This is a genomic window from Microbacterium sp. SCPM-O-B-15248 (M128) (assembly GCF_058214835.1).
Genome location: NZ_JBYQLI010000001.1, coordinates 288,381 through 302,004, shown reverse-complemented (window position 1 = coordinate 302,004; position 13,624 = coordinate 288,381). Strand labels below are relative to the sequence as shown.

Annotated in this window: 11 protein-coding genes and 2 pseudogenes; 4 read left to right on the top strand and 9 right to left on the bottom strand. The window is 67.8% G+C overall.

The annotated features are described in order from the left end of the window. Window positions 1-30 precede the first annotated feature (30 nt). From AC3E6M_RS01420 to AC3E6M_RS01395, 6 genes and pseudogenes are all read right to left on the bottom strand, one after another. A pseudogene (locus tag AC3E6M_RS01420) lies at window positions 31-621 on the bottom strand (MmyB family transcriptional regulator). A gap of 133 nt (window positions 622-754) precedes the next feature. Beyond that, window positions 755-1,852, bottom strand: coding sequence for a glycoside hydrolase family 172 protein (locus AC3E6M_RS01415; RefSeq protein ID WP_490528843.1), 1,098 nt, complete (start codon window positions 1,850-1,852; stop codon window positions 755-757). Window positions 1,853-1,872: 20 nt separating this feature from the next. Further along, the gene (locus AC3E6M_RS01410) at window positions 1,873-2,724 is read right to left on the bottom strand and encodes a carbohydrate ABC transporter permease (RefSeq protein ID WP_490528842.1); all 852 of its coding nucleotides are present in this window, start codon (window positions 2,722-2,724) and stop codon (window positions 1,873-1,875) included. Beyond that, window positions 2,724-3,641 carry a carbohydrate ABC transporter permease gene (locus AC3E6M_RS01405; protein ID WP_490528841.1) on the bottom strand — a complete coding sequence of 306 codons (918 nt, stop codon included), beginning with the start codon at window positions 3,639-3,641 and terminating at the stop codon, window positions 2,724-2,726. The genes AC3E6M_RS01410 and AC3E6M_RS01405 overlap by 1 nt, the downstream gene beginning before the upstream one ends. A 54-nt stretch (window positions 3,642-3,695) precedes the next feature. Next, complete coding sequence (locus AC3E6M_RS01400) at window positions 3,696-5,018, bottom strand: ABC transporter substrate-binding protein (RefSeq protein WP_490528840.1); 1,323 nt, start codon at window positions 5,016-5,018, stop codon at window positions 3,696-3,698. 87 nt (window positions 5,019-5,105) lie between these two features. Then, complete coding sequence (locus AC3E6M_RS01395) at window positions 5,106-6,134, bottom strand: LacI family DNA-binding transcriptional regulator (protein ID WP_490528839.1); 1,029 nt, start codon at window positions 6,132-6,134, stop codon at window positions 5,106-5,108. A gap of 223 nt (window positions 6,135-6,357) precedes the next feature. Between AC3E6M_RS01395 and AC3E6M_RS01390 the strand changes: the two genes are divergently transcribed. Continuing rightward, window positions 6,358-6,936 carry a DinB family protein gene (locus tag AC3E6M_RS01390; protein WP_490528838.1) on the top strand — a complete coding sequence of 193 codons (579 nt, stop codon included), beginning with the start codon at window positions 6,358-6,360 and terminating at the stop codon, window positions 6,934-6,936. 180 nt (window positions 6,937-7,116) lie between these two features. On the opposite strand, the pseudogene AC3E6M_RS01385 reads toward AC3E6M_RS01390, so the two are convergent. Next, window positions 7,117-7,887: pseudogene (locus AC3E6M_RS01385) on the bottom strand (nucleotidyl transferase AbiEii/AbiGii toxin family protein). Continuing rightward, window positions 7,887-8,564: a type IV toxin-antitoxin system AbiEi family antitoxin domain-containing protein gene (locus tag AC3E6M_RS01380; RefSeq protein WP_354646057.1), complete on the bottom strand. Its 678-nt coding sequence runs from the start codon at window positions 8,562-8,564 to the stop codon at window positions 7,887-7,889. Before AC3E6M_RS01380 ends, AC3E6M_RS01385 begins: the two are co-directional and overlap by 1 nt. Between AC3E6M_RS01380 and AC3E6M_RS01375 the strand changes: the two genes are divergently transcribed. Then, complete coding sequence (locus AC3E6M_RS01375) at window positions 8,505-8,693, top strand: hypothetical protein (RefSeq protein WP_490528966.1); 189 nt, start codon at window positions 8,505-8,507, stop codon at window positions 8,691-8,693. The genes AC3E6M_RS01380 and AC3E6M_RS01375 overlap by 60 nt on opposite strands. Window positions 8,694-8,741: 48 nt before the next feature. On the opposite strand, the gene dnaB is transcribed toward AC3E6M_RS01375, so the two are convergent. Further along, on the bottom strand, window positions 8,742-10,109 hold the full coding sequence (gene dnaB / locus AC3E6M_RS01370) for a replicative DNA helicase (protein WP_138176249.1): 1,368 nt from the start codon (window positions 10,107-10,109) through the stop codon (window positions 8,742-8,744). 604 nt (window positions 10,110-10,713) lie between these two features. On the opposite strand from dnaB, the gene AC3E6M_RS01365 reads away from it, so the two are divergent. Both AC3E6M_RS01365 and AC3E6M_RS01360 read left to right on the top strand, forming a co-directional pair. Beyond that, window positions 10,714-11,784, top strand: coding sequence for a hypothetical protein (locus AC3E6M_RS01365; protein WP_490528837.1), 1,071 nt, complete (start codon window positions 10,714-10,716; stop codon window positions 11,782-11,784). 80 nt (window positions 11,785-11,864) lie between these two features. Next, window positions 11,865-13,415, top strand: coding sequence for a hypothetical protein (locus tag AC3E6M_RS01360; RefSeq protein WP_490528836.1), 1,551 nt, complete (start codon window positions 11,865-11,867; stop codon window positions 13,413-13,415). The last annotated feature ends 209 nt before the right edge of the window (window positions 13,416-13,624 follow it).

The following is a 13,624-nucleotide window of genomic DNA, read 5'->3' as shown; positions in this document are numbered from 1 at the left end:
CGACGTTGATCGCGTAGCGCAGCGGCTGAGTCATGGCATCCATTCGCCCGACACCACGCACTCACCCAGCAGCGCCAGCGCATCCGCTGCCGCACTCCCTACCTCCGCCGTATGCGTCAGCAACCGCTGGCCGTTGCTGTCGAGCAGGTGCAGCACCTCGTAGAGCAGGTCGAGGTCGCCCACCTGCGGGTGGTGCAACCGCTTCGTCCCGCTCGAACACAACCGCACGTCGTGCTTCGCCCGCACGCGCGCGAACTCCCGACTGTTCATCGACAACTCACCCACGAGTCCGGCGAGCGCACGATCGTCCGGATACTGCCCCGCCACCTACCGCAACGACGCGACAGCCGACACCGCCTCCTCCGCCCAGTCGCGATGCAGCTCACGCGTATGCCGGTCGAGGAACAGCAGGCGCATCTGGTTCGCACGCGTCGCCGGATCATCCGGATCCGTGAACGCCAGATGCCCCGCCCCCAGCGCATGCCCGAGCGCATTCCACGCCAGCACGTCATTGCGCCGCCCCAGCAGCAACGCCGGCATCGACGGCATCGACGCGACCAACGCCAACGCCCCGGCACCGCCACCTCGGCGCGCGCGCTTCCGCCGCTCGGGGGCATCCACGACAGCGACTCCATCTCGGTGACCGCACCGGGCGCGATCAGCACCCATCGTCGATGACACCGCCCCACCCGTCGTGTCCACGGTGCCCGGGATCCGGCCGTGCGAGCGCCGAGGCCCGCACGGCCGTGCCGCCTCAGCGTGGCATCCGGTCGGCCGCGCGCGGCAGCTCAGGGAAACGTGATCCGACCGACGACTGGTACCAATATGCCGTGGTCGCGATGTCGTCCGACCGCTCGAACAGCCCGTGATCCCACGTACCGATCTGCTGGAGCGTCACGCGCAGGTCTTCGCCGAAGAAGATCGGGTCGGGCAGATGCCAGCGGTACAGGCCGTGCATCGGCATCATCGCCGTCGTGAACTCCGACGCCCGCGTGGTGTCGATCGCGCTGGCGAACGGGTAGCCGAAGTACGGTGCGGAGAAGGTGAGCGCGCGGGGCTCCGGGTCGGCCCGCAGCGCGTCTTGGAATGCCCACGCACCGCCGGCGTAGTCCTCGAGGCCCGTGCTGCACAGGGTCGGCAGGTCAGTGTCGCCGTCGACGAAGAACTTCACTTCGCCTTCGCCCCACCAATACCGGTGCAGCGAGGTCAGCGCGACGTACGTGCCCACGTACGTACCGCTTCCCCGAACCCCATCGAGAATGACGTGGTCCTCGCCGAGAGCCGTGGTGCCGTTGCTCCGCCGCCACTGCGCGTGGAAGTAGCCGGGCCACTCATCGAAATCGTCGCCGGTGGTGTAGTCGACCTGGAAGAAGACGTGCCCCAGGTCGCCGCCGTGCTCGCTGTGCAGTTCCAACCGCGCGCCGGTACGGAACGGCATCGGGAAGTACGAGTTCATGCCGCCGGTGGGGGCGACCACGATCGGCTCCGACGTGACGAGGGCCCGCTCGCCGAACCCGTTGCAGAAGAAGTCGCCGAGCGGGACCTCGACGGATGGGTGCGGCGAGTCGTCCCAGAACGCGCGCAGCACGAGATCGCGCAGGACGAACGGCCCCGCGGGAGTCTTGTCGGTCACGGTGATCCAGATGTGGCGGATCACCCCGGGGCCGGAGATGTCGGCGAGAACCACGGTCTCACCGGCCGGCAACGCGTACCAGGCGCTTCCCTTGCGGCCCGGGCCGAGGTGCGAGCTCGCAGACCCCGCCGCGCCGACTGCCCCGTCGGGGTTCTCAGCGTTGATGGCGCGGCTACGTCGGGTTCCGTCGTTGCGAAGGGTGTTCCACTGCGTGGGCATGGTGATTCTTTCGTGTCGAGTTACTTCACGGCACCCGCGGTCACACCGCGGCTGATCGTCCGTTGGAAGAGGAGGAAGAAGATGAGGGTGGGAATGAGCGACAGCAGCGATCCCGCGTTCACGACGGTGATGTCGATCGAGTGCTGCCCGCGCAGCGTCGACAGCGCGATGGGAACGGTCTGCGACGCGGGGTCACCCAGCAGGATGAGCGGGATGTAGAACTCGTTCCACGACCAGATGAAGATGAACACCACGAGCACGCTGAGCGTGGGCCGGACGATCGGGAACACCACGGTCCAGAGGATCCGCCAGCGCCCCGCACCGTCGATCGCCGCCGCTTCCAGCACCTCGCGCGGGAACGTCGACAGCACGCTCGAGAGGATGTACGTGCCGTACGCGGCCCACAGCACGACGAACACGATGATGATCGACCAGATCGAGTTGAGCGTGCCCGTGGCCTGCGCGCCATAGAACAGCGGGTAGATCAGCGCTTCGTGCGGCACCATCGTGGCCACCAGCAACAGCGCCGTGATCGCCGTGCTCGCGCGGATGCGACCGATCCCGATCGCGTACGAGGCGAGGAGCGCGAGCCCGGTGCCGGCGAACGCGATCACCGTGGAGCTGAGAATCGAGTTCCACAGCGCTCGGAAGAAGTCCACGCGACCGAGGTAGTCGGCGAAGGCGTCGAAAGTGAACGTCGTCGGCCACGCCAGCGGACCGTTCGTGGAGTAGTCCGCTCCGGTCTTAAACGCGTTGAGCACCAGCAACAGGAACGGAGCCGCCATGAGCAGAGCAACGACACCTGCGACGACGAGCATCGCCCAGTTCGCGAGGCTCCGGCGAGGGGTGCGGTGAGTGATGGTGGCCGACATCAGCGGCGTTCCTTCCGGCTCTCGCGGTGCTGCCAGGTGAGCATCACCGCGGCGACGATGAAGATCACGACCGACATGACCGTGGCGATGGTGGAGCCGTAGCCCACGCGGGACAGCTCGAAGAAGCTGCGATACGCGTAGTACGAGGGCACCACGGTGGAGTTCTCGGGTCCTCCCCCGGTGAGGATGAGGATCGGAGCGAAGACCTTCAGCGCGGCGATGGTCGCCGTCAGGACCACGACGAAGATCTCCGGGCGGATCTGCGGAATGGTGATCGCCTGGAAGCGCCGCCACCACCCGGCACCGTCGAGCTCCGCCGCCTCATACAACTCCGGGTCGACGCGCTGGAGAGCGGACATGAAGATGACCACCGGGTAGCCGATCTGCAGCCAGACCAGCATGAGCATGACCGAGTAGATCGCGATCGCCGGGTCGCCGAGCCAGTCCGGCGGCGAGGCGATACCGATGCTCTCGAGCAGCACGCTCAAAGAACCCTGCTGCGTGTTGAGGATCGTCGACCAGATGAACCCCGCGACCGCGATCGGCAGAATCTGCGGCAGGTAGTACGTCGCCCGCAACACGGCGATCGCTCGATCTCCGAAGCGGCGCCCCAGATAGTCGAACAGGAGGGCAGCGAGCAGGATGCCGATGATGGTGGGGATGACGGTGATGGCGACGATCATCGCGATGCTGTTCTGGAACGAGCGCCAGAACGTTTCATCGGCGAGGAGGGTCGCGTAGTTCTCGAGCCCCGCCCACCGCATCGGGCTCTGCCCGCCCTTCCAGTGGAACAGGCTCGTGTAGACGTTCATCGCGAACGGCGCCGCGACGACGACGAGGAACCCGGCCGCCAGGGGTAAGAGATAGAGCCAGTAGGTGCCCCGTCGCTCCGAGGAGGCGCGCTTGGTGTCGCTCATGGTGTGGTGTCTCCGGGAAGGGGGCCCGCCCGCGCCAGCGGGCGGGCCCGGGGGTCAGCCGGCGAGCGCGGTCTCGCGGCCCTCGTCGTAGAACTTCTGCAGGTTCGCGGTCCACTCGTCGGCAGAGGTGTTGCCGTTGGACATCGCCTGCATCCCCGACTGGATGAAGTCGAGGAAGCCGGGCACGGGGTAGTCCGGGTAGAAGCTCAGGGTGTCGGCATACAGGAGTTCGTTGAAGCGCTCGGTGTACTCGCGCGTCAACGGGTCTTCGATGGTGGAGGCGTCACCGGCGAGCGGAAGTCCGCCGAGCTGGCCGATCCTGTTCTGCACCTCTTCGCTGAGCGTGATGTCGATCCAGTCGTACGCGAGCTCCTTGTTGGTTGCGTTGGCGGGCACACCCCAGAGGTGGCCGCTCGAGCCCATCTGCATGTTCGCTCCGGGCAGCGTGAAGTAGCCCCATTCGAACGGCGCCTGCTCGCGAATGCGCGCGAATTCGCCCTGGTTCCAGATCAGCATGGCTTTTTCGCCGCTCAAGAAGTTGACGGTCGCCTGCTCGAAGTTGAGCCCGCCGAGTTCGGTACCGACATAGCCCTTGTCGATCCACGATTCGAATTTCTTCGCCCCGTCGATCCAGGGCGCGGCCGAGAAATCGACCGGCTCGCGGAGGAACATGAAGTCGTCGATCGACTTCCGGTCGGCGGCCGCCGACACGAGCGAGTACCAGACCCACATCTGGTTGAAGCCCTGGCTCGTGGCGGCCGACGACGAGATCGGCGTGATTCCCGCGGCCACCAACTTGTCCATGGCGGCCTCGAAGCTCGCCAGATCGGTCGGCTCCTCCGTGATACCCGCCTGCGCGAACAGGTCTTTGTTGTAATAGAACATCACGTACTCGCCGATGTTCGGGATGCCGTACCAGTCGCCCGATCCGGCCAGTCCCTGCTCGTCGTACTGGGCGAAGGCCTGCATGGCGCCGGTGATCTTCTCGTCCCAGCCGCGCTCGGCGACGACGTCGGTGAGGGGTTCGAGCAGCCCCTGAGCCGCGAGCTGGCCCCCATCGGCGTTTCCCTTGTTGAACTCGATGACGTCGGGGACGCTGCCACCGGTGAGCGTGATCTTGGAGTTCTGGCGGGCCGCGTCGAAACTGGTGGTCTGATAGTCCACCTCGACGTCGGGGTGCTTCTCTTTGAACAGCTCCAGAGCGAGCGCCCAGCCCTGCCCTTGAGCGGTGTCGGGGTTCTCGTACTGCAGGATCGTGAAGGTGTTGTCACCGGAGTCGGCGCCGGAGCCGGCGCATCCGGCGAGTGAGACGGACACGACGGTCGCGGCGAGGATGCCGAGTCCGACACGCGCCGCACTGCGCTTGGTCGCTTTCATTTCTCTCCTCTGATGGGGGCGGCCGCGTTCGCGGGCGCGCCGGATACCGGCCATGCGCGTGCACGGCCGGACGGTTCGGGGCGGTGGCTAGGTTCGGGGCGGGGGGCCCACGGACCCGCGCTCGATGAGGGGGCATGTCAACGTCGTCACGCCGGGCGGCGCCGACACCCTGCCGTGGATGCGGTCGATCACCCGGCGGGCCGCCCATGCGCCCATGTCGTGATGGGGGAGGCGCATCGTCGTGAGACCCGGTCTCAGGGCATCGGCGATGAACCGCTGATCGTCGAAGCCCACGACAGACAGGTCGTCGGGGATGCGCAGCCCGAGATCCGTTGCCGCTTGGAAGACCGCGAAGGCGATCTGGTCGGAGAAGCAGAACACGGCAGTGGGCCGGTCGGGACGCTCGAGGAGCCGTCGTACCGGCGCATACGCCGCGGCGGTAGCGGGTTCGGGCAGCTCCACGATGAGCGACGGGTCACCCACGATGCCGTCAGCGTCAAGGGCATCCTGGTAGCCGGCGCGCCGCAGTTCCGTGGCGACAAACGTCCCGCTCTGCACCGTGCAGAACGCGATCCGTGTGTGGCCGTGTCGGATGAGGTGGGTCGTGGCGTCGAAGGCGGCGCCGCGTTCGTCGGGAACCACGCCGTCCGCCACAGCGTTGGCGGCGGCGAACCCGTCGAGCACCACCACCGGCAGGGTCGGCGGGATGACAGGGAGCCTGACCTCGCGATGGAACTGCGCTGCCACGATCACGGCGTCGATGTCGCGCTGCAGCAGAGCGCGCGACGACTGGTCGAGCATCTCGGCGCGATCGGTGGTGTCGATGATCATCGCGAGGTAACCGCTGTCCCACGCCTCGCTCTGCACCCCCTCGAGCATCCGCCCAGCGAAGGGCACGCTGGCGACCTGGTCGGACAACACCCCGATCGTGTGCGTGCGCTTGGTCTTGAGTCCTCGCGCGAGCTGGTTGGGGATGTACCCCATGTCTGCAGCCATCACACGGATGCGGGCCGCTGTTATCGCATTCACTCGTCCGACGTGGCGGTCGTTGAGCACCAGCGACACCGCGGAGGGCGATACGCCCGCTGCGGCGGCGAGGTCTTTCAACGTGATCACGACGGCTCCTTCGACATCAATCGTTTGACGCTTACGGTGAGAACCCGCGTCAAACGTTTGATGTGACCGTAGGAGCGTCAAACGCGTTGACGCAAAAGGTCGTTACCGATTCGTTGCCGGATCGCACGGGCGACCTCCGCGCCTGTCGCCGAGGGTCGCCGTGGGCGCTAGGTCTCGCCCGTACTCCTGGTTCATGTCGGTGACCGGGAGTACCGTCGGCGCCATGAAACCGGACGAGCTCTTCCTCCATGCCGACGCCGCCATTCGCGAAGTCATCGACCGCATCGATCCCGCCGACTTCTCGGCCCCTGTTCCAAAGGAGTGGAGCCAGCTCGAGTCGCCGACGCTGCTCGGCATCATCGGCCGGCACGCCTACGACGAAGCGTGGATCCCCGACGTGATCGCCGGACGCGCCGCCGCCGACGGCGATCCGTACGCCGACGCCGACCTGCTCGGCGACGATCCGATCGCGTCCTACGACGCGCTGAACGATGTGGCCACCGCCGCCGTTCGCACGGGCGAGTTCGCCGAGACGTTCCGGTTCACGTACGGCGACTACCCGGCGGCCGAGGGTTTCGCGCACATGGCGACCTACCGCGCATTCCAGGCGTACTCGATCGCGAAGCACTTCGGCATCCCGTTCCGCCTCTCCCCCGAACTGATCGACGGGCTCAACGAGCACGTCGTGCCGCACGCCGACGAGTGGCGCCAGTGGGGCGTGTTCCCTCCCGCGATCGAGCCGCCCGCGGACGCGGACGACGAGACTCGGCTGCTGTGCGCAGTGGGGTTCTGGGTGGAGTAGGTGCGACCCACCCGACTCACTCGAACCAGGACCGCGTTTCTCGATTCCAGGTACCGGACGTTCGTTCACCCGACAGAATCGGATCCAGGCACGCACGGGCCTCGTCCAAGACGCATCGAGCGGATAGAGCCGGCTCGGGTATTCGGCGAACGTCCTCGCCTGGCGCGGGAAAGCATCGCGCTACTGATCTGACGGCGCCACCAGACGGTCTGGCAACGTCATCCTGCGTCGACCTGATTCACGGCGCAGCACCGTGATCAAACGTGCAGCGTTCAGGGGACCGGCATCCAAGATGCGGACGATGTCGGCGAGATCTCGGTAGCGAGTTGACGGAGATGTCCCCCCGCGGCCATGCAACTCATACATGGCGCACACCTTGTCGGCCAGGTGATTCTCCAGCGGAGTCGTCGGCACCGACGGAAGGTCGGTCAAAGTCTCGTGCTCAATGACCGCCCTGAGTGGCACTCGGTCGACGGGCACGTCGAGATGACGCCGCTCCGTGAGGTCGATCGTGAATGCCTCGAAGACCTATGAACGAAGTCGAGCCTGCACCTTGGCGTTTGCCGTCTTCGTTCCATAGCCAAACGGGTCCACTTCGGAGTGCTCTTCGACCGAGGCGATGACGAAGGTGAACGGGTCCCGAGCAGCCGGTGCGTCAGCGAGCGACTGCAATTCGCGTCGCACGTCTTCGCCCGTTGTCCATGCACTCTGACGGGCCAGGTCGATGTCCTGTGTGAAACGTCCTCCACCCGTTCGGATGAGCAGTGCGTTCCCCCCGAGGAGCACCCACGGCGGCTGTGGGTCCGCGTCGAAGAGTCTGCTCAGGAACAGCGTGAAGACGTACTGCTTGCGGATAACATCCGCTGCGACGCCCCGCTGGCGGGCCTTCGCGTTCAGCTTCGCGCCGAGCGAACGGGCAAGGCGGCCAAGTTCGACTGCTGTCGGCGCCACTAGGTGTCCTCACGCACGGGTGACTTGCCTCTAGCGAGCCGGTCGTGGACGAGTGCCAGGAGCGCGTTCGAGCCGCCCGGCTCTTCGAGCAGATCCAGCGCCTGCTGTCGAAACTGGCTCGAAAGCATCACGGCTTCGTCAACAACACCGCGGAGCGCCGCAGCGAGGTACCCGGGTGCCATCCCCGCCAGCAATGCGCGTCCCGAGTCGAATCCGTACCGGGCAGCATGGGGTGTGAGCGCGGTCGCAAGAGCCTCCATACCCACACCGGGGCGCTCGACTGCATCGGACAGCACACGCGCGAGCTGATCCGAATCCAGCGACGACGCGGCGAGATCGCCGACAGTGCGCACCACGCTCGTGACGGGAAGGCCATCGACCAGAACCACCTCGTCGTCGCTCAGAGCGGCGCGGTGGAAACGAACGTCGGGCAGCGTGCTCTGTCTGCGCACGGCCGCGGTGAACTCATGCGTCGCGGGGACGAGGTCGCCGAGGCGATGCACAGCCGCCGCAGACGCCCTCGAGACAACGACGTCGCCGTTCGCCGAGGCTGCCAACCATGCGGCCCGCAGCTGCTGCAGGCGATCCACGCCCGCTGAAGGCAGTACGTACACGCCGTGGCGAACGCGAAGAAGCCGGCCGGCGTCGGCAAGGCGTGTCAGATCTACCCCGGCCAGACCCGCTTCGCGCGCCTGAGCGGTCGTGACCAGACCGCGCTGCGTAGAACCCGCGAGCTCGAGGGCCTCCAGCGCATCTACAGCTCGCATCGCGACACCTCCCATCGGCGCTTTGAATATTACACCTGAATGTAATTTTCCGAGCACTAAAGCAACCGAGCGGCTTCGATGCCCCGACTACATCCCCGGCGCCATGTCGGCGAACCGCGAGTAGTGCCCCTGGAACGCCACGGTGATCGTGTCGGTCGGACCGTTACGGTGCTTCGCCACGATCAGGTCGGCCTCACCGGCGCGCGGCGAGTCCTTCTCGTACGCGGCCTCACGGTGGAGGAGCACCACCATGTCGGCATCCTGCTCGATCGATCCGGACTCACGCAGGTCGGACAGGGCGGGCTTCTTGTCGGCCCGCTGCTCGGCGCCACGGTTCAGCTGCGACAGCGCGATGACGGGAACCTGCAGCTCCTTCGCCATCAGCTTCAGCGCACGCGAGAACTCACTGACCTCCTGCTGGCGCGACTCCACGCGCTTACCGCTTGTGAGCAGCTGCAGGTAGTCGATGACCACCATCTTCAGCCCCTCGCGCTGCTTGAGGCGACGGCACTTCGCCCGGATCTCGACCAGCGTCATGTTCGGGCTGTCGTCGATGTAGAGGGGGGCGTCGTTGATGCGACCGCGGGTCGAGGCCACCGTCGTCCAGTCGCGCGAGTCGAGCGTTCCCTTGCGCATGCTCTGCAGTGGGATCGACCCCTCGGCACTCAGCAGACGCATCGCGATCTCGCTGCGCCCCATCTCGAGTGAGAAGAAGATGCAGGGCGCGTTCGACTTGATCGCGGCGGCGCGAGCGAAGTCGAGCGCGAGCGTCGACTTACCCATAGCGGGACGCGCGGCCAGCACGATCATCTGGCCCGGGTGCAGACCGTTCGTGAGCTGGTCGAGGCCGGCGAAGCCGGTCGGAATGCCGGTCATCGACCCGTCGCGACCGCGAGCAGCCTCGATCTCTTCGACCGCGGCATCCACCGCCATCGTCAGGGGGATGTAGTCCTCGGCACTGTCGTCGCCCGACACGTTGTAGATCTCGGCCTGGGCGCTGTTGACGAGCTCGGTCGGGTCGCCCTCGCCCGCGTAGCCCATCTGCACGATGCGCGTGCCGGCCTCGACCAGGCGGCGGAGCAGCGCACGCTCGGCGACGATCGACGCGTAATACCCGGCGTTGGCCGCCGTCGGCACGATCGAGGTGAGCGTGTGCAAGTAGTCGGCTCCGCCGGCGCGCTGCAGCTCACCCGTCTTGATGAGCTCGTCGGTGACGGCGACGACGTCGGTCGGCTCACCGTGCGAGTAGAGCGTGAGGATCGCCTCGAAGATCAGCTCGTGCTTCGGGACGTAGAAGTCGGGCCCGCGCAGCGTCTCGATGACGTCGGCCACCGCGTCTTTCGACAGCAGCATGCCGCCCAGGGCGCTCTGCTCGGCCAGGATGTCGTGCGGCGGCGTGCGCTCCTGACGCTGGGGTCCCCCGAGACGCTCGTTGGCGATGTCGGCAATCGACACAGGCACTCCTTCTCAGTTTTCGGACGCACTCGCCCCATCGACGACGTCCGGCAACGGATCACGTCGGGTGGGTCGAGACGACGACCTCGAGCAGCATCGAATCACCAAGTTCCGACATCGACGCGCGGATGGTGACGGGTGTGCCCGATGGGATGCACCCACGCTAAGGACGACCCTTCCTCCACGCAAACAGGCCTGTGGATAACTCTGTGGACAGCTTGCGAGAAACGCCGCGATTGCTGTGCACAACTGCTGTGGACAACTCCGTGGATCATGTGGAATCCCGTTTCGAAAAACAACCACGACCAGGCTTTTATCTATCCACAGGAAAGCTGGGGGAATCCTGTTTGAAGGATGAGTTGAAGGTTCTCGGACTTGACAAGAACATGTGTACAACTCGGGGGATAACTGCGCCGGTCAGCTACTGACAACCGCGCTCGCTGTCAAGTCACGTTCGCATGCGGCGTGTCGGTCGCTTCCCCGCTGGTCACCGGCTGGTAACTGGGGGTTCGCTGAGACTCTGGCCTTCGTTCGGCGAGCGGCGTAGAGTCGCGCGTCATAGACACGTCATAGACGCGTGTCGATCGACTGTGGGGAGTCAGATATGGATGCCGTGGCCCGGCGAAGCGCACCTCCTGCGCTCCGCCTGCTCGGCCTCTCGCTCCTCGCGGCTCTCGCGTGGGTCATCCTGTCGCTGACTCTCTCGACCTCGTCCGCGTCGGCGAACGACGACTCCCCCTCGGGCCTTCTCGGTGCGATCTCCGACACCGTGAACGACACCACGAGCACCGTGAAGGGCCTCGTCGGCACGGTCGACGACACCGTGGCATCCGTAGTCCAGACCGTCGAGCCGGTCACCGCTCCCGTCACGGCCGTCGTTCCCGAGCCCGTCCGCCAGCCCGTCACCGAGGTCACGCAGACGACGGTGGATGCCGTGAACACGGTCGTCCACCGCGTCGACGACACCGCGGCGAGCGCCGTGGACACCGTGACAGAGACCGTGTCGCAGGTCGCCGACGCCGCGGTCGTCGGAACCGTCGTGACCCCCGTCGTCGAGACCGTCGTCTCGGTGCCCGTGGTCGGCGGAATCGTCTCGGAGGCCGGCCTCGACGACGTGCTCACGGGCGTGGCCGACACGGTCGACGAGGTCGTCCCTGCCGTCGTCGGGACGCCCGGGGCCACCGACCCCCTGCTGCCCACGATCCCGGGCGGCACGGTCGACGCGGTCATCGGCCCCGTCGCCCCTTCCGCTCCCGCGACGCCGACTCCTGGCATCCCCCCTCTCGACGGCACCGCGGTGCCCGCGCAGCCCGAGACGACGGATGCCACGGCGCCCACGTCCGCGGCCACCACCGTCGCGCACGGCTCCCCCGCAGAGCGCGTCCGTGCGGCGGCCGCGGCGTTCGCCGCCTCGGCGTCGTCGGGTACGGGCGAGAGCTCCGTCCACGCCAGCGGCTCCCCCGCGCCCGCCGGATCGCCCGTCACGCACGCCCTGGGCGATGGCATCCCGGGCTCGTCTTCGGCATCCGTGTCGTCCGGCGGAGCCGCCCCCGCGGCCGCGCGCCTCGATGACCGCGCGGGCTCGCCGACCTTCGTTCTTCTCTCTCGCAGCGCACTCGTCGACGACGATCTCCCCGGCGCACCCACCTTCGCCACCGACGTCTCCCCTGACTGAGGCGGGCCGCGTCGTGCTCCGGCACGACACACGGTCCCGCGCGTTCGCGCACCTCATTCACAACTCAGGAGAGAACTCTCATGCGCAAGATCTACTCGCGCGCCATCCTCGGCGCGCTGATCGGCGGCGGCTTGGCCGTCGTCGGAACCGGCATGGCACATGCCGCGGAGACGTCGGGCACCGACGGCCTCCTCTCGGGCGACCAGGCGATCATCTCGGTCGACCTGCCCGTCACCCTCGGCGGCAACGCCGTGTCGGTCCTCGGCGACAGCCATTCCTCGGATGCCGAGACCTCGGTGCCCGCGTCGCAGCCGGCGCCGGACGTCACCACCGACGGCGGTGACAGCCTCCTCGGCGGCAACCAGGGCCTCGTCTCGGTGGACGTGCCCGTGACCGTCGGCGGCAATGCCGTGTCGGTCATCGGTGACAGCCACAGCGAGGATGCCGAGACCTCGGCGCCCGCGGCGGCACCCGCGGCCGCTCCCGCTCCCGCTCCGGAGGCGGCGCCGGTCGCCGACGTCGAGACCGACGGCACCGACAGCGTCGCCGGCGGCAACCAGGCGGTCGTGCCGATCGCGGTGCCCGTGACCATCGGCGGCAACGCCGTGTCGGCCGTCGGTGACAGCCACAGCGAGGACGCGGGCACGACCGGCGGCTCGGTGGGCTCGGGCTCGGGAGCGGGCGGCTCCGGCGACGTTGAAACCGGCGGATCCGACAGCCTGCTCGGCGGCAACCAGGCGGTCCTGCCGATCTCGGTGCCCGTGACCATCGGCGGCAACGCCGTCTCGGTCATCGGCGACAGCCACACCGAGGACGCGGCCACCGCAGGCGGCTCGGCCTCGGGCTCGGGCGGCTCCGGCGACGGGTCCGGCGACGTCGAGACCGACGGATCCGACAGCCTCGGCGGCGGCAACCAGCTGGTCGCCCCGGTCGCTCTGCCCGTCACCATCGGCGGCAACGCGGTTTCCGGTATCGGCGACAGCACTTCGGAGAAAGCCACGACCATCGGCGGTGCGGCCTCGGGCGGATCGGTCGACGACGTGTCGACCGACGGCTCCGACAGCATCCTCGGCGGCAACCAGGCGGTCCTTCCGATCAGCCTGCCCGTCACCATCGGCGGCAACGCGGTCTCGGGCATCGGTGACAGCACCTCCGAGAACGCCACCACCACCGGCGGCACCAATGGCGGCCTGATCGGTGGCGTGACCACCGACGGCAGCGACAGCATCCTCGGCGGCAACCAGCTGATCATTCCGATCAGCCTCCCCGTCACCATCGGCGGAAACGCGGTCTCGGTCATCGGCGACAGCACGACGGTCGGTTCCGAGACGGGCACACCTGGAACCCCGGGCACCCCCGGCACGCCGGGCACCCCTGGAACGCCGGGCACTCCGGGCACCCCCGGCACCCCTGGCACCCCGGGAACGCCGGGCACTCCGGGAACCCCGGGAACGTCGGTCGTGACCGGCTCCTCCGCCTCGGTGTCGTCGTCGTCGGCCGTGGCCTCGGGTGCGCGCACCCTGGCCGTGACCGGCACGGACGCGGGAGCGCTGTGGGGCCTCGGCCTCTCCGCTCTCGTGATGCTCGCGCTCGGAGGCACGGCGCTCGCCCGCCGTCGCGTCACCGCCTGACACCCACCGCCGGGAGCGGCTTCGGCCTCTCCGGGCACCGGATGCCGCGGCCGTTGGGGGCGTGGCATCCGGTATCCGGCGTGTCCGGGGTCAGTCAGTCAGGTGCATGATCGCGGCGCCGCACCTCGCCCCGCGCCACCCCGCACCACCGCACCCCGGGCCACCGCACCCAACGGCCCCAGCCTGAGGCACCACACCCCACGACGGGA

Bases quoted from the DNA above. Each gene is read 5' to 3' on its own strand.
- AC3E6M_RS01415 (WP_490528843.1), bottom strand. From the start codon at position 1,852: ATGCCCACGCAGTGGAACACCCTTCGCAACGACGGAACCCGACGTAGC.
- AC3E6M_RS01410 (WP_490528842.1), bottom strand. From the start codon at position 2,724: ATGTCGGCCACCATCACTCACCGCACCCCTCGCCGGAGCCTCGCGAAC.
- AC3E6M_RS01405 (WP_490528841.1), bottom strand. From the start codon at position 3,641: ATGAGCGACACCAAGCGCGCCTCCTCGGAGCGACGGGGCACCTACTGG.
- AC3E6M_RS01400 (WP_490528840.1), bottom strand. From the start codon at position 5,018: ATGAAAGCGACCAAGCGCAGTGCGGCGCGTGTCGGACTCGGCATCCTC.
- AC3E6M_RS01390 (WP_490528838.1), top strand. From the start codon at position 6,358: ATGAAACCGGACGAGCTCTTCCTCCATGCCGACGCCGCCATTCGCGAA.
- AC3E6M_RS01365 (WP_490528837.1), top strand. From the start codon at position 10,714: ATGGATGCCGTGGCCCGGCGAAGCGCACCTCCTGCGCTCCGCCTGCTC.
- AC3E6M_RS01360 (WP_490528836.1), top strand. From the start codon at position 11,865: ATGCGCAAGATCTACTCGCGCGCCATCCTCGGCGCGCTGATCGGCGGC.